Consider the following 17,872-nt stretch of genomic DNA (forward strand, 5'->3'; position numbering starts at 1 on the left):
GCACATGCGGTTCTTGACCCGTCACCCCCGCGCAAAGGCTTCGCCTTTGTCGCTGGAGGTGGCCGCTTCTTCAGCGGCCCTCGAAGGGTCGACGGCCACCAGCGGGGCCGTGCACCCTTCGAGGCTCGCAAGAGCTCGCACCTCTGGGTGACGGGTGAAGGGTGCTCGCTAAGGGGCGCCTCCTCGGAACAGCCGCGGGGCAATCGGGGCTTTGCGATTTCCCCGTCCGGCTGCTATGGAAACCCCATGTTTTCGCGGCGCATCATACCGATTAGCGGCCCGGCTTCCGCCTGAGCCTGACGGCTCGGCGCAAGACCGGGACTTTCGCCGTTTTCACCCGCGATTGATCGCGTATCCGCGCCCGCACCTGCCAAATCAGAGCTTTCATGTCCGACAAGCCGCAAAAGACCGACGCTAACGACTATTCCAAGACCCTTTACCTGCCGCAGACGGAATTCCCGATGCGCGCCGGCCTGCCCCAGCGCGAGCCGGAAATCCTGAAATACTGGAACGACATCGGCCTCTACGACAAGCTGCGCCGGGAAGCGGAGGGCCGCGCCAAATTCGTGCTGCATGACGGCCCGCCCTATGCCAACGGCAACATCCATATCGGGCACGCGCTGAACAAGATCCTCAAGGACGTCGTGACCAAGAGCCAGCAGATGCTCGGCTTCGACTCCAACTACGTGCCGGGCTGGGACTGCCATGGCCTGCCGATCGAATGGAAGATCGAGGAGGAGAACTACCGTTCCAAGGGCAAGCAGAAGCCCGACTTCCGCGATTCCGCCGCGATGGTCGCGTTCCGCAGGGAATGCCGCGCCTACGCGACGCACTGGATCAACGTGCAGCGCGAGGAGTTCAAGCGGCTCGGCATCATCGGCGACTGGGCCCACCCCTACCTGACCATGAGCTATCCGGCCGAGGCACAGATCGCCCGCGAGCTGATGAGGTTCGCCGCCAACGGCACGCTGTATCGCGGCTCCAAGCCCGTGATGTGGAGCGTGGTCGAGAAGACCGCGCTCGCCGAAGCCGAGGTCGAATACGAGGACCACACTTCGGATACGGTCTGGGTGAAATTCCCGGTCACCTCGCCGGCGCATGGCGCGCTTGCCGATGCCTCGGTGGTGATCTGGACCACCACGCCGTGGACGCTGCCCGGCAACCGCGCGATCTCGTTCTCGCCGAAGATCGCCTACGGCCTCTACAAGGTGACGGATGCGCCCGCCGACAATTGGGCCAAGACCGGCGATCTCCTGATCCTCGCCGATGCGCTTGCCGCAGAAGTGTTCAAGCAGGCGCGCGTCACCTCCTGTGAGAAGGTGCGCGATATTCCGGGCGACACCCTGGACGCGGTGGAATGCGCCCATCCGCTGCGCGGCTTTGGCGGCGGCTACGAATTCACCGTGCCGCTGCTGTCAGGCGAGCATGTCACCGACGACACCGGCACCGGCTTCGTGCACACCGCGCCGAGCCACGGCCGCGAGGACTTCGACGTCTGGACGGCCAATACCCGCGAGCTCGATGCGCGCGGCATTCCGACCGCGATCCCCTATACGGTCGACGAGAACGGCGCCTATACTGCGCAGGCGCCGGGCTTCACGGGCAAGCGCGTGCTCAACGACAAGGGCGAGAAGGGCGACGCCAACGAGGCCGTGATCAAGGCCCTGGTCGAGGCCGGCAAGCTCTTGGCGCGCGGCCGCCTCAAGCACCAATATCCGCATTCCTGGCGCTCCAAGAAGCCGGTGATCTTCCGCAACACGCCGCAATGGTTCATCGCGATGGATAAACCCATCTTGGACGCCCCGGGCAAGCCCGGGGCTACGCCCATCGCGGAGAACGGCCATGCGAAGAAGGGCGACACGCTGCGCGCCCGCGCGCTGCACGCGATCTCGGTCACGCAATGGGTGCCGCCGGCCGGCGAGAACCGCATCAACGGCATGATCGCCAACCGGCCGGACTGGGTGATCTCGCGGCAACGCGCCTGGGGCGTGCCGATCGCGGTGTTCGTGCGCGAGAATGCCGACGGCTCGGCAGAGATCCTGCAGGACGAGGTCGTCAACCAGCGCATCACCGAGGCGTTCATGGAGGAAGGCGCCGACGCCTGGTACATGGACGGCGCCCGCGAGCGCTTCCTTGGGGATCGCGCGTCCGAGAACTGGAAAAAGGTCGACGACATCTGCGACGTCTGGTTCGATTCCGGCTCCACGCACGCCTTCGTGCTGGAGGATCGCCAGCACTTCCCGACGCTCGGCAACATCGTCCGCAAGATCGATGGCGGCGATGACACCGTGATGTATCTGGAAGGCTCCGACCAGCATCGCGGCTGGTTCCACTCGTCGCTGCTGGAAAGCGCCGGCACCCGCGGCCGCGCGCCGTATGACATCGTGCTGACCCACGGGTTCACGCTCGACGAGAACGGCCGCAAGATGTCGAAATCGCTCGGCAACACCGTCGAGCCGCAGAAGGTGATCAAGGATTCCGGTGCGGATATCCTGCGCCTGTGGGTCTGCGCCACCGACTATGCCGACGACCAGCGCATCGGTCCGGAGATCCTGAAGAACACCATCGAGACCTATCGCAAGCTGCGCAACTCGATCCGCTGGATGCTCGGCACGCTGCATCACTTCAAGCCGACCGAGAAGGTCGCCGTTGCCGAGATGCCCGAGCTCGAGCGGCTGATGCTGCACGAGCTGGCCGGCCATGCCGAGACCATCCGCCAGGCCTATGCCGCATTCGACTACAAGACCGTGGTCGCAAGCCTCGCGGCCTTCATGAACTCGGAGCTGTCGGCGTTCTATTTCGATATCCGCAAGGACACGCTGTATTGCGATCCGCCGTCCTCGATGGCGCGCAAGGCGGCGCTGACCACGATCGACCTGCTCTGCGACGCGATCCTGAAATGGCTGGCGCCGATCCTGAGCTTCACGTCAGACGAAGCCTGGCGGATGTACCGGCCGAACGCCGAGCCTTCGGTGCATCTCACGCTGTTCCCCGAAGGTCTCGAGCAGTTCCGCGACGACGCGCTTGCTGCGAAATGGGAGACCATCCGCAACGTCCGCCGCGTCGTCACCGGCGCGCTGGAGCTCGAGCGCGCCGCCAAGCGGATCGGCTCCTCGCTCGAGGCATCGCCGGTGATCTACGTCGCCGACCGCGAGATGCTGGCCACGCTGTTCGGCATCGACCTCGCCGAGGTCTGCATCACCTCGAACTACGAGGTGCGCGAGGGCGAGGCGCCGACGGGCGCCTTCCGCCTCGATGCGGTGCCCGGCGTTGCTGTCGTCGTCGAGAAGGCGGTCGGCACCAAATGCGCGCGATCGTGGAAGATCCTCCCCACGGTCGGCGAGGATCCCGAATATCCCGACGTCTCGCCGCGCGACGCGCAAGCGCTGCGCGAATGGAAGGCGCTTGGGGTTAGCGCCTGATATCCATCCATCGTCGTCCCTGCGAAAGCAGGAACCCATAACCACCGGCCTTCGACGTGAACCGCTACCGATGACCCCAAGCCCCTCAAACAACATCCGCCGGTGGCTATGGATCCCCGCTTTCGCGAGGACGACAGAGTGCTCTGTGGCGGCAGCCAGCCAATGACCTCTCCGCTCCGCGCGGGCGTGATCGCCGCCATCGCAACGTTGATCGCCGACCAGGCCTCCAAGCTCTGGCTGCTCCATGTCCTCGATATCGGGCGTCACGCCCCGGTGCGGGTGACGCCGTTCTTCGACCTGGTGCTGGCCTGGAATCCCGGCATCAGCTTCGGCTGGTTCCAGAGCGAGACCCCATCCGCCCAGATCCTGCTGATGGTGATCAAGGCCGCCGCCGTGATCGCGCTGGCGATCTGGATGGCGCGGTCGCGGACCTGGCTTGCGACAGTTTCGCTCGGCCTGATCATCGGCGGCGCCATCGGCAACGGCGTCGACCGCTTCGCCTATGGCGCAGTGGTCGATTTTGCCCTGTTTCATGTCGAGATCGGCGGAAAAACCTTCAATTGGTACATCTTCAACCTCGCCGACGTGGCGATCGTTGCCGGTGTGGCAGCCCTATTGTATGATTCCGTGCTGGGGACCCCCGCCGTAAAAGCGCCCTGATCCCGGCCGATACGAGCCGGTCGGCGGTTGACCCGCACCCAGCGGAACTGCGCGCTAAGCCAGTGATCGCCTTGGCGAATTTTGAGATGGGAAGAGCGCGATGCGCAACACCAAAACCCGCGGTTACCTGATCGAGACGTCCCGCCTGCCGCTGATGCGCGGCCTGCGCCTGGCGTTCGTTGCGGCCGGGATCGGCCTGGTCATGACGGCAGGCCCCGTGCGCGCCGGCGACGATGACGACGACGGCGATGACGGCCTGACCTTCGAAGAGCGGATCGTCGACAATCTGATGACCGGGCTCGGCGCCAAGAGCGCGGCCAGCAAGGGCATCGATTACCGCGAGCGCTCGCCGCTGGTTGTGCCGCCGAAGCTCGATCTGCCGCCGCCCTCCTCGGCCACCCAGGTCAATGCGCCGAACTGGCCGAAGGACCCGGATATCGCCGCACGCAAGGCTGCGATTGCCGCGCGCAAGAAGGAAGTCAAGAAGGAGCCGTGGCAGTCGGCGGTGGCGTTGACCCCGGCCGAGATCGAGGCCGGCCGCAAGCAGCAGACGGCCACCGACGGCCGCAAGGAGCCGCTCGAGCCCGGCGGAAACACGAATCCGTCGCTGATGCCGAACCAGCTCGGCTACACCGGCGGCCTGCTCGGCATGTTCAAGGGCAACAGCAGCGAGTCCAAGCCGTTCAAGGGCGAGCCGACCCGCGAATCCCTGACCGAACCGCCGCCCGGCTATCAGACGCCCTCGTCGGGCTTCGCCTATGGCACCGGACCGATGATGCCGAAGGGGCAAGAAGGCCAATACGACGTGATGACCGGCAAGCCGCTCCAGTGATGGCGTGGCCCGCCTCGGCGGAGCCTGACATGAGCAAAGCTTAATGCGAAGGGACGCGGCTTTCTCCGCTTCGTGACGACCGGCACGGGCACGACCGTGTACGATGGCTTGCTTTCGCGCCCCGACCGTATGGCCGGGCTTTCACAAGGATCATGATGCGCTCTCGCCGATCGATTGCCCTGCTCGCCGCCGCATTTGTTTCAACCATCCCGCTGTCGGGCGCCAGCCTCCGCGCCCAGACCACCGTCACCTCGGAACGTCCCGCCAGCTTCACGCTCGACAACGGCCTGCAGGTCGTGGTGATCCCCGATCACCGCACGCCCGTCGTGACGCAGATGATCTGGTACAAGGTCGGCTCCGCCGACGAGACGCCTGGCAAATCGGGCCTCGCACACTTCCTCGAGCATCTGATGTTCAAGGGCACGTCGAAGCACCCGGCCGGCGAGTTCTCGCAGACCGTGCTGCGGGTCGGCGGCAACGAGAACGCCTTCACCTCCAACGACTACACCGGCTACTTCCAGCGCGTGCCGCGCGAGCAGTTGCCGACCATGATGGAGTTCGAGGCCGACCGCATGACCGGCCTGATCCTCAAGGACGAGAACGTGCTGCCCGAGCGCGACGTCGTGCTCGAGGAATACAACATGCGGGTCGCCAACAACCCGGATGCGCGGCTGACCGAACAGATCATGGCCGCGCTCTATCTCAACCATCCCTACGGCCGGCCGGTGATCGGCTGGCACCAGGAGATCGAGAAGCTCGACCGCGAGGATGCGCTCGCTTTCTACCGCCGCTTCTACGCGCCGAACAACGCGATCCTGGTCATCGCCGGCGACGTCGACGTCAAGGATATCCGCCCGCTGGTCGAGAAGAATTTCGGCCCGATCCCGGCGCAGAAGGCGATTGCCGAGAAGCGCGTCCGGCCGCAGGAGCCGACGCCGGCCGCGCCGCGCACCGTGACGCTGTCGGATCCGCGCGTCGAACAGCCGAGCCTGCGCCGCTATTATCTGGTGCCCTCGGCGACGACGGCGGCAGCCGGCGAGAGCCAGGCGCTCGATGTGCTCGCGCAATTGATGGGCGGCGGCGCCAACTCCTACCTCTATCGCACGCTGGTGATCGACAAGGGCCTCGCGATCTCGGCCGGCGCCGGCTACCAGGGCACCGCGCTCGATCCGTCGCAATTCTCGATCTCGGTGACGCCGAAGCCCGGCGTCGAGTTCGCGCAGATCGAGGACGCGGTCGACAAGGTGATCGCCGATCTCGCGCAGAACCCGGCGCGCGCCGAGGATCTCGAGCGGGTGAAGACCCAGCTGATTGCGGAAGCGATCTACGCCCAGGACAACCAGGCAACCTTGGCGCGCTGGTATGGCGGCGCGCTGACCACCGGGCTCAGCATCGACGACATCAGGAACTGGCCGGACCGGATTCGCGCCGTCACCGCCGATCAGGTGCGCACCGCTGCCGCCACCTGGCTCGACAAGAAGCGGTCGGTGACCGGCTATCTGATCAAGGATACTGCGCCGAAACGCGAGGAGAAGCGCTCGTGACCTATTCCCTCACCCGCCGTGCGGCGCTGATCGGCGGCGCCAGCGCCGCGCTGCTGGCGCTGACATCGGCACCCTCGCAGGCCGCGGCCAAGATCCAGCGGCTGGTCTCGCCCGGCGGCATCGAGGCGTGGTTCGTGCAGGATGCGACCGTGCCGCTAATCGCGATGGAATATTCCTTCAGCGGCGGCGCCAGCCAGGATCCGCCCGGCAAGCCCGGCGTCGGCAATCTGGTCGCCGACCTGCTCGACGAGGGCTCCGGCGATCTCGATTCCAAGACCTATCATGAGCGGCTCGAGCGCCGCGCCATCGAGCTCAGCTTCCAGTCGAACCGCGATCAATTCCGCGGCTCGCTGCGCATGCTCAAGGACAACAAGGACGAAGCCTACGACCTGCTGCGGATGGCGCTGACCTCGCCGCACTTCGAGCCGAAGGACGTCGAGCGCATCCGCGCCCAGGTGATCTCGAACCTGCGCCGCGAATCGACCAATCCGTCCTCGCTGGCCGGCCGCAAGTTCCTCGAGCTCGCCTTCGGCGATCATCCCTATGCCCGGACGGCCACCGGCACGCTGGAAAGCGTGCCGACCATCGAGATATCGGACCTGAAGGACTATACAGGCCGCATCATCGCCAAGGACACGCTGCGCATCGCGGTGGTCGGCGGCGTCGATCCCGATACGCTCGGCAAGCTCTTGGACAAGACCTTCGGCGCCCTGCCGGCGAAGGCCGAATTGACGCCGATCGCCGATGTCGTGGCGACCAAGCCGCCGCAGCGCGCCTTCGTGCCGCTCGACGTGCCGCAGACCGTCGTCACCTTCGGTGGCCCCGGCATCGCCAGGCACGACCCGGATTTCATGGCGGCCTATGTGGTGAACCACATTCTCGGCGGCGGCGGGCTGTCGTCGCGGCTCTACAAGGAAGTGCGCGAGAAGCGCGGGCTGGCCTATTCGGTCTATGAAGCGCTGGTCTGGATGGACCACTCCGCGCTGTTCATCGGCAACACTGGCACCCGCGCCGACCGCGCCGGCGAGACCGTCGATGCGATCGATGCGGAGGTGCGCCGGATCGCCGAACAAGGTCCGACCCAGCAGGAGCTCGACGAGGCGAAGTCCTATTTGAAGGGCTCGCAGATGCTGGCGCTCGACACCTCCTCAAAGCTCGCGCAGGCGATGCTGCAATACCAGCTCGACAAGCTGCCGATCGACTACATCGAGAAGCGCAGCGCCATCGTCGATGCGGTGACGCTCGACGACGTCAAGCGGGTGTCCAAGAAGCTCTGGGGCGATGGCCTGCTCACCGTAATCGTTGGCCGCGCCCCGCAAGCCGCCGCGCAGCCCGTGTCGGCACCGCCGAAGGCAGCCAACTAACGCGCTCTCGGCGCGCCCACTTCTTCGCACCACCGTTGTGGCCACCCCTCTCCCCACCCTCCGCCGCAAGGGGGGAGGAGAGGGGTAAGCCGCGCACGCCGACCGCAGCCCCAACCAACGCTGCATCCACGCAGCGCAAGCACGCCCGGCACAAACCCGCTATCCTGCGGCCTGCCGATTCTTCCCTCCACCGGGTGACGTCATGCTGCGGGTGTCCCGCGACCTTACGATCGACGAGAACGACATTGAGGTTGTCTTCGTCCGCGCCTCCGGCCCGGGCGGACAGAACGTCAACAAGGTCTCGACCGCGGCGCAGCTCCGCTTCGACACGACGAAGATCGCGCTGCCGCCGGACGCGGCGCAGCGGCTGGCGCGGCTCGCCGGCAGCCGCATGACCAAGGACGGCGTGATCGTGATCCAGGCGTTCCGGTTTCGCACCCAGGAGCGCAACCGCGCCGATGCGATCGAGCGGCTGCTCGAAATGCTGAAGGAAGCGATGGTGCGGCCGACACCGCGGCGGCCGACCAGGCCGACGCTCGGCTCCAAGCAGCGCCGGCTCGAAGGCAAGAAGCGCCGCAGCGACATCAAGGCCGGCCGCGGCACCCGCCGTTTCGACGACTAAGGACTGCGGATGCAGCGCATACGCGGCGCTGCATCCGGAATCCGAAAACGCTCAGTACTTCTTCGCTCCCGGCGCCATCTCGGAACCACCGGATTTCGGTGACGTCGCGTGGCCGCTGCTGCCGACCGTTCCCTTGCTGCCCGACTTGGCTGTGGCACCGCTCTTCTGGCTCGGCGAGGTCGGCTGGGCCGCCATCTCCTCATCGCCGCTGCCGGACATGCCGCCACCCTGCTGGATGGTGCCGCTGCCCGCTGCGCCGCCGCGAAGCTGGGTATTCGGGGTGGCCGTTCCCTGTGCCAGGACCGAACCGGCCATCGCGGCCGAGATGGCAAGGGCGAGCACGCTGGTTTTTGCAAACGTCATCCATTTCTCCTGGACTGTGATTGACGATGGACGGAGCGGCGCAGGTGCGCGCCGTTTGCAGCGCCGACCCAAGACCCCATCGCGCGAGACTGAATTCCGCAAACGGCGCACACGCAATGCAAGCTGCGTCGTGTGGTGATCGTGCAGGGATTTCGCGGTCATTTTGCGGATTTGTCGTCCGCATATGCGGCAACCAACGGTTCCGCGCCAGATCATCGCCCAGCTTTGTTCTGCTGTGAAACAGCCCGCTACTACCAACGGCCGATGTCGGCCTCCTACAGTCATCGCACAAAGGCGGTGATGCATATGACAAAGCTGCGTGCAGGATGGACGATGGCGCTGGGATTTTGCAGCGCAATGCTTGCAGTGCAAATCGCGAATGCGCAGATGCCGCTGCCCGCCGCCAAACCGCCCGATGGGGCGACGCTGTTCAAGCAGCAATGCGCGACCTGCCACACGTCAAATGCGTCGGATCCGGTACGGCAAGGACCGTCGCTCTACAAGGTCGTCGGCCGCCATGCCGGCCAGGCTGACGGTTTCAAATATTCCGCCGGCTTCGCCAAGGCCGATTTCGTCTGGGACGACGCCAGGCTCGATGCCTGGCTGACCAATCCGCAAGAGGTGATCCCCGGCGCCGTGATGGCCTATCGGCAAGCCAAGCCGGAAACCCGCGCCATGATCATCGCCTATCTGAAGGAATTGAACTGAATGGCAAAGCCCGTGCATTCGATGATCCGCGTGTTCGACGAGGCCAAGGCGCTGGACTTCTATCATCGCGCGTTCGGCCTCGAGATCGCGGACAATCTGCGCTTTCCAGACTTTGCGCTGATCTATCTGCGGCATCCGTCCTCGCCGTTCGAGGTCGAGCTCACGGTCAATTTCGATCGCAAGGAGCCCTATGCGCTCGGCGACGGCTACGGCCATCTCGCTGTCGTCGTCGACGACGTCGACGCCGAGCACGCGCGCTTCGAGCAGGAGAAGCTGTCGCCCGGGCCGCTGCGGGACTTCAAGCACGACGGCAAGACGCTGGCGCGCTTCTTCTTCGTCGCAGATCCCGACGGCTACAAGATCGAGGTGATCCAGCGCGGCGGGCGGTTCGGCTGATCCAATTACAAAAAATGTCTATGGAGGAAACCAATGAGAGAAATCGATCGACGCAGCAAATATGACCGGCGTGTGTTTCTCAAGGGCGCCGCCGCCACCGCGCCCGCAGTCGCGATCGCGACATCGACCGGGCTTGGCATCACCGATGCGTGGGCCGATGAGGCTGGCACGCTGACGCCGGCGACGATGAAGACCTTGCTGAAGATGGCGCGCGACATCTATCCGCACGATTTCCTCGGCGACAGCTACTACATCACCGCGGTGAAGCCGTGGGATGACAAGGCGGCCAAGGATCCGGCCGTCAAATCGCTGATCAATGACGGCGTCGCGCGGCTCGATCAGGAGGCCAACGACCGCCACAAGATGCCCTACGTGCAGGTTGCCTGGGAAAACGATCGCGTCGCGCTGCTGCAACGGATCGAGGAGAGCGCGTTCTTCCAGAAGATCCGCGGCGATCTGATCGCCTCGCTCTACAACAACAAGGAGGTCTGGCCGCGGTTCGGCTACGAGGGCTCCTCCGCCGAGCATGGCGGCTACATCAAGCGCGGCTTCGCCGATATCGACTGGCTGCCGAAGGCCTGAGGGGAGGGTACAATGGCAAAATTCGATCTGAATGACAGCGGGGTTGTCGTGATCGTCGGCTCCGGCGCCGGCGGCGGAACGCTCGGCAACGAACTGGCGCAGAAGGGCGTCAAGGTCGTGATCCTGGAAGCCGGTCCGCGCATCGAGAACCAGGATTTCATCAACGATGAATGGGACAGCTTCGGCCAGCTCGCCTGGTCGGACATGCGTACGACGTCCGGAAGCTGGCGCGTTCACAAGGATTTCCCCAACATTCCGGCCTGGATCGTCAAGGCGGTCGGCGGCTCCACCGTGCACTGGGCCGGCGCCTCGCTGCGCTTCGACGAGCACGAGTTCAAGATCAAGTCGGCTTACGGCAACATCCCCGGCGCGAACCTGCTGGACTGGCCGATCACGCTCGCCGAGATGGAGCCGTGGTACGCCAAGGCCGAGGACAAGATGGGCGTCACCCGCACCAACGGCATCCCCGGACTGCCCGGCAACAACAATTTCAAGGTGCTGGAAGCCGGCGCCAAGAAGCTCGGCTACAAGGAAGTGCACACCGGGCGGATGGCGATCAACAGCGAGCCGCGCGACGGCCGCGGCTCCTGCCAGCAGATCGGCTTCTGCTTCCAGGGCTGCAAGTCGGGCGCCAAATGGTCGACGCTCTACACCGAGATCCCGAAGGGCGAAGCCACCGGCAATCTCGAAGTGCGCCCCGGCAGCATGGTGATCAAGATCGAGCACGACCAATCCGGCAAGGTCACCGGCGTGGTCTATGCCGATGCGACCGGCGCGATGCAGCGGCAGAAGGCGCGCGTCGTCGCGGTCGCCGGCAACTCGATCGAGAGCCCGCGGCTGCTGCTCAACAGCGCCTCCAGCATGTTCCCGGACGGCCTCGCCAACTCATCCGGCCAGGTCGGCCGCAATTACATGCGACACATGACCGGCAGCGTCTATGCGAGCTTCGAGAAATCGGTGCACATGTATCGCGGCACCACGATGGCCGGCATCATCCGCGACGAGGCCGCCAACAACCCGAAGCGCGGCTTCGTCGGCGGCTACGAGATGGAGACGCTGTCGCTCGGCCTGCCCTTCATGGCGGCGTTCCTCAATCCCGGCGCCTGGGGCCGCAGCTTCACCAGCGCGATGGAAGGCTATCCGCGGATGGCCGGCATGTGGCTGGTCGGCGAGGACATGCCGCAGGAGACCAACCGCGTCACGCTGGATCCGACCATCAAGGACAAGTTCGGCATGCCGGTCGCCAGCGTGCATTTCGACGATCATCCGAACGACATCGCGATGCGCGACCACGCCTACAAGCAGGGCGCCGCGGTCTATGAGGCGGTCGGCGCCACCGTGACCTATCCGACGCCGCCCTACCCCTCGACCCACAACATGGGCACCAACCGGATGAGCGAGAAGCCGCGCGACGGCGTGGTCAACAAGTTCGGCCAGAGCCACGACATCAAGAACCTGTTCGTCTCCGACGGCAGCCAGTTCACGTCAGGCGCGGCGTGCAACCCGACGCTGACCATCGTGTCGCTGGCGATCCGGCAGGCCGACCACATCGCCGGCGCGATGCAGCGCAAGGAGATATGATCCCTCAAACTCGAACGGCCTTGTCCCGCCAGGACAAGGCCGTTGCCTTTTTGTGTAATGAATCCGAAAGCCTATTCGGCGGCGTCGAGGATGGGCTGGCCCTGGAATGCGGGAGCCGAAGCCGTGCTCTGCGAGCGATAGATCAGACAGCAGCAGCGCAACAGCGATGCGAAATTGTTGACCTCGCCGTGGTGGTTGAGGACCTCGCCATACAGCGTGGTGACGAACTTGGCGACGCTCATCCCCTCTTTCGCCGCGATCTCCTCCAGCGTGTCCCAGAACGACATCTCCAGCCGGATCGAGGTGCAATGGCCGCCGATCCGCAGTGACCGGGTCTGCGATTCGTAGTTTCGCTGCGGCTGGTGCGAGAACAAATGGCACATGGCTATCCTCCCGATCGAATTATGATTTTTCTAAACGATATACCCGCGCGGGAGGCCCCACAATCGCCACGTAGGATGTAGCGCGCACACACGCGAAGGTGAGCGTCTTCAAGGCGATAGGCCGCCTCCATCCCCAGCTAAAGGCCGCGATGAGCGGGTCGCCCCATGCATTTGGCCGGCGGGCCGATTAGAATGGCGCAAAGCCCTCGAGCCCCGTCCAATCGCGCAATCCATGCCCGTCCGCCAGCTTCCCGAACAGCTCGTCAACCGCATCGCCGCCGGCGAGGTGGTCGAACGCCCCGCGAGCGTGGTCAAGGAGCTGGTCGAGAACGCGATCGACGCCGGCGCCAGCCGGATCGACGTCTTCACCGATGGCGGCGGGCGGCGCCGGATCGGCATCACCGACGACGGCGGCGGCATGACGCGATCAGACCTCGCGCTCGCGGTCGACCGCCACGCCACCTCCAAGCTCGACGACGAAGACCTGCTGCGCATCCGCACCCTCGGGTTCCGCGGCGAGGCGCTGCCGTCGATCGGCGCAGTGGCAAAACTCGGCATCACCACGCGGCATGCCAGCGAGCCGCATGCCTGGTCGCTGTCGGTCGAGGGCGGCGAGAAGTCGGAGATCATGCCGGCCGCGCTCGGCCAGGGCACCCGAGTCGAGGTCAACGAACTGTTCTACGCGACACCGGCACGGCTGAAATTCCTCAAGACCGACCGCACCGAGGCGGAGGCGATCCGCGAAGTGGTGCGGCGCCTCGGCATGTCGCGTCCCGACATCGCCTTCACGCTGGCCGGCGAGGAGCGCGCGCCGGTGACCTGGGCCGCCGCCCTGCCCGGCGCGGCCGGCCGGCTGACCCGGCTCGGCGACATCCTCGGCGCGGATTTCCGCGCCAGCGCGATCGAGGTGCGCGCCGAGCGCGAGGGCGTCGTGGTCGAGGGCTTTGCCGCCGCGCCGTCGCTGACCCGCGCCAATGCGCTCGGGCAATATCTGTTCGTCAACGGCCGCCCGGTGCGCGACAAGCTGATCCTCGGCGCGGTGCGCGCGGCCTATTCCGACTATCTGCCGCGCGACCGCCATCCCGTGGTGGCGCTGTTCGTGACCTGCGACCCGCAAGAGGTCGACGCCAATGTGCATCCGGCCAAGACCGAGGTGCGCTTCCGCAATGCCGGCCTGGTGCGCGCCCTGATCGTGCATGCGCTGAAGGAAGGCCTCGCACGCGAGGGCCGGCGCACCGCGGCCAACACCGCCGACGGCGCGACGTTGCAGGCCTTCCGTCCCGCCTTCACGCCGCCGCGCCCGGGCAATTGGGATTGGCGCAGCTCGCCGTCCTATCCGGTTAATCCGATGCGCGGTTTCGACGGCGCGGCGGCAGCGGCCTTCGCCGAGCCCGGACAGACTGCCTTCGACGTCGGCACGCCGACCGCCGATGTGCGCTTCGAGGCGGCACCCGCGCCCGACCTGCTCGACCGTCCGCTCGGGGCGGCGCGCACCCAGATCCACGAGACCTATATCGTCTCGCAGACCCGCGACGGCCTCATCGTGGTCGACCAGCACGCGGCGCATGAGCGCATCGTCTATGAGAGACTGAAGGCCTCGCTGGCGAAGAACGGCGTGCAGCGGCAGATCCTCTTGATCCCCGAGATCGTCGAGCTCGATGAGGCGACCGTCGAGAAACTGCTCGACCGCGCCGAGGAACTGGCCTCGTTCGGGCTCGCGATCGAGTCCTTCGGCCCCGGCGCAGTCGCGGTGCGCGAGACGCCCTCGCTGCTCGGCAAGACCAATGCCGCCGGCCTGTTGCGCGATCTCGCCGAGCACATGGCCGAATGGGACGAGGCGCTGCCGCTGGAGCGCCGGCTGATGCACGTCGCCGCCACCATGGCCTGCCACGGCTCGGTCCGCGCCGGCAGGCGCCTCAAGCCGGAAGAGATGAACGCGCTGCTGCGCGAGATGGAAGACACCCCGAACTCCGGCCAGTGCAACCACGGCCGTCCGACCTATGTCGAGCTGAAGCTGAGCGATATCGAGAAGCTGTTCGGGCGGAGATAAGTCCCCTTACTCAGCGGTCATCGCCTGGCTTCGCGGGTGATGACGGCATAACAAGCGGCAACGTTACGCTTTGCGCAAGAATACGAACTCGGTGTCGTCATAGGCGCGCCGCTCGAGCTCCTCGAAGCCCTCGGGCGCCGCGAATGAAGCGGCCTTCGCTTCCTCCACCACCAGCAGGGCGCCAGGCGTCAGCCAGCCGCCGTCGCGCAGCGAGGCGAGCGCCTTCTCGGCGAGGCCCTTGCCATAGGGCGGATCGAGAAACACCAGCGAGAACGGCTCGACCGGATGCGCCGGCCCGAGATCGGTGGCGTCGCGGCGATAGACCTTGGTGGTGCCGCCGAGGCCGAGCGACTCGACATTGTTGCGCAGCAAGGCGCGCGCCTCGGCGCCATTGTCGACGAACAGCGTGAACCTGGCGCCGCGGGAAACCGCCTCGATGCCGAGTGCGCCGGTGCCGGCAAACAGATCGAGCACGCGCGCGTCCTCAATCGGATTGTCGTAGGCGTGCACGAGGATGTTGAACACGGACTCGCGCAGGCGGTCCGCGGTCGGCCTGATCTCGCGGCCCGAGGGCGAGGCGAGATTGCGGCCCTTCAGCCTGCCCCCGACGACGCGCATCGACCGTTACTCGTCCCGCGGCTTGAGATCGCGCTTGCCGTGATAGCCGCGCTTGGGGCGGCGCGGCGGGCCGTAGCCGTTGGCTTCGTCCTCGTTGCGCGCGCGCGCTTCGTCACTGCCGGTGCGCTGTACCAGCACGCGGCGGCCCTTGCGGTCGTTGATCGTCTCGCGCTTGGCCTTGGGCTTCTTGGCAGGCGCATCGTCGCCGGCGTCACGCTGCTCCGGCCGCGTGAAATCGGCGCCTGCGATCTTGGCGATCTTCTCGCCGAGCTGCTCCCGCAGCACCCGCGTCTTGACCTCCTCGACCTTGCCCTCCTCGAGCTCGGCGAGCTGGAACGGGCCGTAGGAGATCCGGATCAGGCGGTTCACCTCGAGCCCGAGATGCGCCATCACGTTGCGCACCTCGCGGTTCTTGCCCTCGCGGATCGCGAACACCACCCAGACGTTGGAGCTCTGGTCGCGCTCCAGCGTCGCCTCGATCGGCCCGTATTTGACGCCGTCGACCTCGACGCCGTGCTTGAGCTGGTCGAGCTGCGCCTGCGTCACCTCGCCGTGTGCGCGCACGCGGTAGCGCCGCAGCCATCCGGTGTCGGGATGCTCCAGCGTCCGCGCCAGGCCGCCGTCATTGGTCAGCAGCAGCAGGCCCTCGGTGTTGAAATCGAGCCGGCCGATCGAGATCAGCCGCGGCAAGCCTTCCGGCAGATTGTCGAACACAGTCGGCCGTCCCTCGGGATCGGCATGCGTCGTCATCAGCCCGCGCGGCTTGTGATACATGAACAGCCGGGTCCGCTCGCGCGGCGGCAACGGCTTGCCGTCGACCGCCACGACGTCATTGTCGGTGATGTCGAGCGCCGGCGAGTTGATCACGCGTCCGTTGACGGTGACGCGCCCCTGCGTGACGATCTCCTCGGCATCGCGGCGCGAAGCAAGGCCGGCGCGCGCCAATACCTTGGCGATGCGCTCGCCCGACTTCTTCGGCTTCGGCTCCGGGCGCTCGCGGCGGTCGTCAGTGGCGCGTTCACGGTAGGCGCCGCGGCCGCCGAAGGCCGGGCGCTTGGCAAAGATCCTGCTGTCGTCCTCATTGTCGCGGCGCGGACGATCGGAGAAGCGGCCCTCGCTGCGCGGATGCTCCTGCCAGTCGGTGCGGCCTTCGGGGCGCTCGCGGCGACGATTGTCGCGGCTGCCGTCTTCGTCATGACGATCCCAGCGCGGCCGGCTGAACTTCGGCCGATCACCTTGCTCACGATCGTCGCGGGATCTGGAGAACCGCGGACGTTCGCCGCCGCCACGATCGTCGCGCGACCGCGAGAAGCGCGGACGCTCATCGCCACCGCGATCCTCGCGCGGTTTGCGATCCCGCTTTTGCCACGGCTTCTCGTCGCCGCGGTCCCGGCCTTCGAAGTCGCGGTCGCGCTTGAAACGCGGCCGATCGCCGAAATCGCGGCGCGGTGCATCGCCCTCCTCGCGGCGGCGGAACGGGCGGCCCTCGCCCTTGTCGCGGAACGACCCCTTGTCGCGATCGCCGCGGGAAAACTTCCTGTCGTCGAACTTGCGCTCGGCACGCTCGCCGCGCGGCGCGAAGGACCTCTTCTCGCCGTCGCGCTCGCCACGCGGCGTGTAGGGACGCTTCTCGCGATCGCCATAGGATCGCTTCTCACCGAACTTGCGGTCGGACGACCGGCCTTCTGAACGGAAGCTCCCGCGCTCGCCGCGCTGTGGACGATCGCCTGCCTCGAAATCGCGGCGCTCGCCGCGCGGCTTGAAGGTGCGCCGCTCGCCATCGCCGTCACGCGTCGTCCGATCGCGGAACGGCCGATCGCCGCGAGGGCGGTCGTCACGGCTGAATCGGGGCTTGTCGCCGAAATCGCGGCGCGGCGCATCGCCGTCCTCGCGACGACGGTACGGCCGCTTCTCGCCATCGCCCTTGCCGGCGAAGTCCTTGCCGCCGAAGCCGCGCTTGGCGAATTTCTTGTCGGGTCCGCGGGCGGCGCCGGAGCGGCCCTTGCCGCCGCCGGCGCGGTCTCGGCCGCCACCGCCCGGCCGATCACGCCGGCCGCGGGAATCGTTGTTTTTGTCGCTGTCGCGGGGCATGAATGTTCTCACTGGACGTTCAATTGGGGTTGCAAGGGTCACCGGGCCGTACGCGCCCTCGTGGCAGCGTTTGACGCAAAACCGGCATCCACTTTTGCTGAAGGCGACGCTACTAGCAGGTTTCTTCCGATGATACGAGGCATGTCGGCCCCTTCTTTCATGGATTTGGCCCTAAAGACCGCGGAAAATGCCGGAAAATCGGGCGAAGTTCCGATCGGATGCGTGATTGTGCGGGGATATGAGGTGATCGCCACTGCCGGCAACCGGACGCTGACCGACCGCGACCCGACCGCGCATGCCGAAATCCTGGCGATCCGGCAGGCGGCAGAGGCCATCGGCACCGAGCGACTGGTCGATTGCGACCTCTACGTCACGCTGGAGCCCTGCACCATGTGCGCCGGCGCGATCTCCTTCGCCCGCATTCGGAGGCTGTATTACGGCGCCGCGGATCCCAAGGGCGGCGCGGTCGAGTCCGGTGTCCGGTTCTTCGCCCAGCCGACCTGCCACCACGTGCCGGAGATCTACGGCGCGGTGGGCGAGAGCGAGGCCGCGCGGCTGCTGCGCGAGTTCTTCAGGGAGCGGCGGTGACGCTCGCGTAGCCCGGATGGAGCGTAGCGCAATCCGGAAAGATTGCGCTGCGGAGACGACCCCGGATT

Annotated in this window: 16 protein-coding genes; 12 read left to right on the top strand and 4 right to left on the bottom strand. The window is 66.3% G+C overall.

Translation table 11 applies throughout. The features are described from left to right. Window positions 1-386: 386 nt before the first annotated feature. The 6 genes from ileS (at window position 387) to arfB (ending at window position 8,444) form a co-directional block, all read left to right on the top strand. Window positions 387-3,422 carry an isoleucine--tRNA ligase gene (gene ileS, locus ACVW17_RS01550; RefSeq protein ID WP_456796710.1) on the top strand — a complete coding sequence of 1,012 codons (3,036 nt, stop codon included), beginning with the start codon at window positions 387-389 and terminating at the stop codon, window positions 3,420-3,422. A 162-nt stretch (window positions 3,423-3,584) separates the two neighbouring features. Beyond that, complete coding sequence (lspA, locus tag ACVW17_RS01555; RefSeq protein ID WP_456796711.1) at window positions 3,585-4,082, top strand: signal peptidase II; 498 nt, start codon at window positions 3,585-3,587, stop codon at window positions 4,080-4,082. Window positions 4,083-4,182: 100 nt separating this feature from the next. Continuing rightward, window positions 4,183-4,914: a hypothetical protein gene (locus tag ACVW17_RS01560; protein ID WP_456796712.1), complete on the top strand. Its 732-nt coding sequence runs from the start codon at window positions 4,183-4,185 to the stop codon at window positions 4,912-4,914. Between the two features lie 155 nt (window positions 4,915-5,069). Further along, window positions 5,070-6,458 carry a M16 family metallopeptidase gene (locus ACVW17_RS01565; protein ID WP_456750151.1) on the top strand — a complete coding sequence of 463 codons (1,389 nt, stop codon included), beginning with the start codon at window positions 5,070-5,072 and terminating at the stop codon, window positions 6,456-6,458. Then, window positions 6,455-7,822 (top strand): M16 family metallopeptidase, encoded by a 1,368-nt coding sequence (locus ACVW17_RS01570; protein ID WP_456796713.1) that lies wholly within the window; start codon window positions 6,455-6,457, stop codon window positions 7,820-7,822. The genes ACVW17_RS01565 and ACVW17_RS01570 overlap by 4 nt, the downstream gene beginning before the upstream one ends. Before the next feature lie 202 nt (window positions 7,823-8,024). Beyond that, window positions 8,025-8,444, top strand: a complete 420-nt coding sequence (gene arfB / locus ACVW17_RS01575) for an alternative ribosome rescue aminoacyl-tRNA hydrolase ArfB (RefSeq protein ID WP_456796714.1) — start codon at window positions 8,025-8,027, stop codon at window positions 8,442-8,444. A 51-nt stretch (window positions 8,445-8,495) separates the two neighbouring features. Here arfB and ACVW17_RS01580 read toward each other — a convergent pair whose 3' ends face one another. Next, a complete protein-coding gene (locus ACVW17_RS01580) occupies window positions 8,496-8,807 on the bottom strand; it encodes a hypothetical protein (RefSeq protein WP_456796715.1) in 312 nt (103 codons plus the stop codon). Window positions 8,808-9,194: 387 nt separating this feature from the next. On the opposite strand from ACVW17_RS01580, the gene ACVW17_RS01585 reads away from it, so the two are divergent. The 4 genes from ACVW17_RS01585 to ACVW17_RS01600 are packed head-to-tail and all read left to right on the top strand — an operon-like array spanning window position 9,195 to window position 12,074. Further along, the gene (locus ACVW17_RS01585; RefSeq protein ID WP_456798921.1) at window positions 9,195-9,515 is read left to right on the top strand and encodes a c-type cytochrome; all 321 of its coding nucleotides are present in this window, start codon (window positions 9,195-9,197) and stop codon (window positions 9,513-9,515) included. Then, on the top strand, window positions 9,516-9,911 hold the full coding sequence (locus ACVW17_RS01590) for a VOC family protein (protein ID WP_456796716.1): 396 nt from the start codon (window positions 9,516-9,518) through the stop codon (window positions 9,909-9,911). Window positions 9,912-9,944: 33 nt separating this feature from the next. Beyond that, window positions 9,945-10,493 (top strand): gluconate 2-dehydrogenase subunit 3 family protein, encoded by a 549-nt coding sequence (locus ACVW17_RS01595; RefSeq protein WP_456796717.1) that lies wholly within the window; start codon window positions 9,945-9,947, stop codon window positions 10,491-10,493. Window positions 10,494-10,505: 12 nt separating this feature from the next. Beyond that, entirely contained in the window at window positions 10,506-12,074 is a 1,569-nt protein-coding gene (locus tag ACVW17_RS01600) for a GMC family oxidoreductase (RefSeq protein WP_456796718.1), read from the top strand. Between the two features lie 71 nt (window positions 12,075-12,145). On the opposite strand, the gene ACVW17_RS01605 is transcribed toward ACVW17_RS01600, so the two are convergent. Beyond that, on the bottom strand, window positions 12,146-12,457 hold the full coding sequence (locus tag ACVW17_RS01605) for a ribbon-helix-helix domain-containing protein (protein ID WP_456750158.1): 312 nt from the start codon (window positions 12,455-12,457) through the stop codon (window positions 12,146-12,148). Window positions 12,458-12,689: 232 nt separating this feature from the next. On the opposite strand from ACVW17_RS01605, the gene mutL reads away from it, so the two are divergent. Continuing rightward, a complete protein-coding gene (mutL, locus tag ACVW17_RS01610) occupies window positions 12,690-14,507 on the top strand; it encodes a DNA mismatch repair endonuclease MutL (RefSeq protein ID WP_456796719.1) in 1,818 nt (605 codons plus the stop codon). Window positions 14,508-14,570: 63 nt separating this feature from the next. Here the strand turns inward: mutL and rsmD are convergent, their stop codons facing one another. Both rsmD and ACVW17_RS01620 read right to left on the bottom strand, forming a co-directional pair. Next, on the bottom strand, window positions 14,571-15,125 hold the full coding sequence (gene rsmD / locus ACVW17_RS01615; RefSeq protein ID WP_456796720.1) for a 16S rRNA (guanine(966)-N(2))-methyltransferase RsmD: 555 nt from the start codon (window positions 15,123-15,125) through the stop codon (window positions 14,571-14,573). Between the two features lie 6 nt (window positions 15,126-15,131). Further along, window positions 15,132-17,216: a pseudouridine synthase gene (locus ACVW17_RS01620; RefSeq protein ID WP_456796721.1), complete on the bottom strand. Its 2,085-nt coding sequence runs from the start codon at window positions 17,214-17,216 to the stop codon at window positions 15,132-15,134. Window positions 17,217-17,345: 129 nt separating this feature from the next. Between ACVW17_RS01620 and ACVW17_RS01625 the strand changes: the two genes are divergently transcribed. Further along, the gene (locus tag ACVW17_RS01625; protein WP_456756296.1) at window positions 17,346-17,804 is read left to right on the top strand and encodes a nucleoside deaminase; all 459 of its coding nucleotides are present in this window, start codon (window positions 17,346-17,348) and stop codon (window positions 17,802-17,804) included. Window positions 17,805-17,872: the final 68 nt, after the last annotated feature.

Source organism: Bradyrhizobium sp. USDA 4473, assembly GCF_054063335.1.

What these genes read in the sequence shown, in the direction of transcription:
- ACVW17_RS01595 (WP_456796717.1), top strand. Translation starts at nt 9,945, where the DNA reads ATGAGAGAAATCGATCGACGCAGCAAATATGACCGGCGTGTGTTTCTC.
- arfB (WP_456796714.1), top strand. Translation starts at nt 8,025, where the DNA reads ATGCTGCGGGTGTCCCGCGACCTTACGATCGACGAGAACGACATTGAG.
- rsmD (WP_456796720.1), bottom strand. Translation starts at nt 15,125, where the DNA reads ATGCGCGTCGTCGGGGGCAGGCTGAAGGGCCGCAATCTCGCCTCGCCC.
- ACVW17_RS01580 (WP_456796715.1), bottom strand. Translation starts at nt 8,807, where the DNA reads ATGACGTTTGCAAAAACCAGCGTGCTCGCCCTTGCCATCTCGGCCGCG.
- ACVW17_RS01605 (WP_456750158.1), bottom strand. Translation starts at nt 12,457, where the DNA reads ATGTGCCATTTGTTCTCGCACCAGCCGCAGCGAAACTACGAATCGCAG.
- ACVW17_RS01585 (WP_456798921.1), top strand. Translation starts at nt 9,195, where the DNA reads ATGCCGCTGCCCGCCGCCAAACCGCCCGATGGGGCGACGCTGTTCAAG.
- lspA (WP_456796711.1), top strand. Translation starts at nt 3,585, where the DNA reads ATGACCTCTCCGCTCCGCGCGGGCGTGATCGCCGCCATCGCAACGTTG.
- ACVW17_RS01560 (WP_456796712.1), top strand. Translation starts at nt 4,183, where the DNA reads ATGCGCAACACCAAAACCCGCGGTTACCTGATCGAGACGTCCCGCCTG.
- ACVW17_RS01590 (WP_456796716.1), top strand. Translation starts at nt 9,516, where the DNA reads ATGGCAAAGCCCGTGCATTCGATGATCCGCGTGTTCGACGAGGCCAAG.
- ileS (WP_456796710.1), top strand. Translation starts at nt 387, where the DNA reads ATGTCCGACAAGCCGCAAAAGACCGACGCTAACGACTATTCCAAGACC.
- mutL (WP_456796719.1), top strand. Translation starts at nt 12,690, where the DNA reads ATGCCCGTCCGCCAGCTTCCCGAACAGCTCGTCAACCGCATCGCCGCC.
- ACVW17_RS01600 (WP_456796718.1), top strand. Translation starts at nt 10,506, where the DNA reads ATGGCAAAATTCGATCTGAATGACAGCGGGGTTGTCGTGATCGTCGGC.
- ACVW17_RS01620 (WP_456796721.1), bottom strand. Translation starts at nt 17,216, where the DNA reads ATGCCCCGCGACAGCGACAAAAACAACGATTCCCGCGGCCGGCGTGAT.
- ACVW17_RS01625 (WP_456756296.1), top strand. Translation starts at nt 17,346, where the DNA reads ATGATACGAGGCATGTCGGCCCCTTCTTTCATGGATTTGGCCCTAAAG.
- ACVW17_RS01565 (WP_456750151.1), top strand. Translation starts at nt 5,070, where the DNA reads ATGCGCTCTCGCCGATCGATTGCCCTGCTCGCCGCCGCATTTGTTTCA.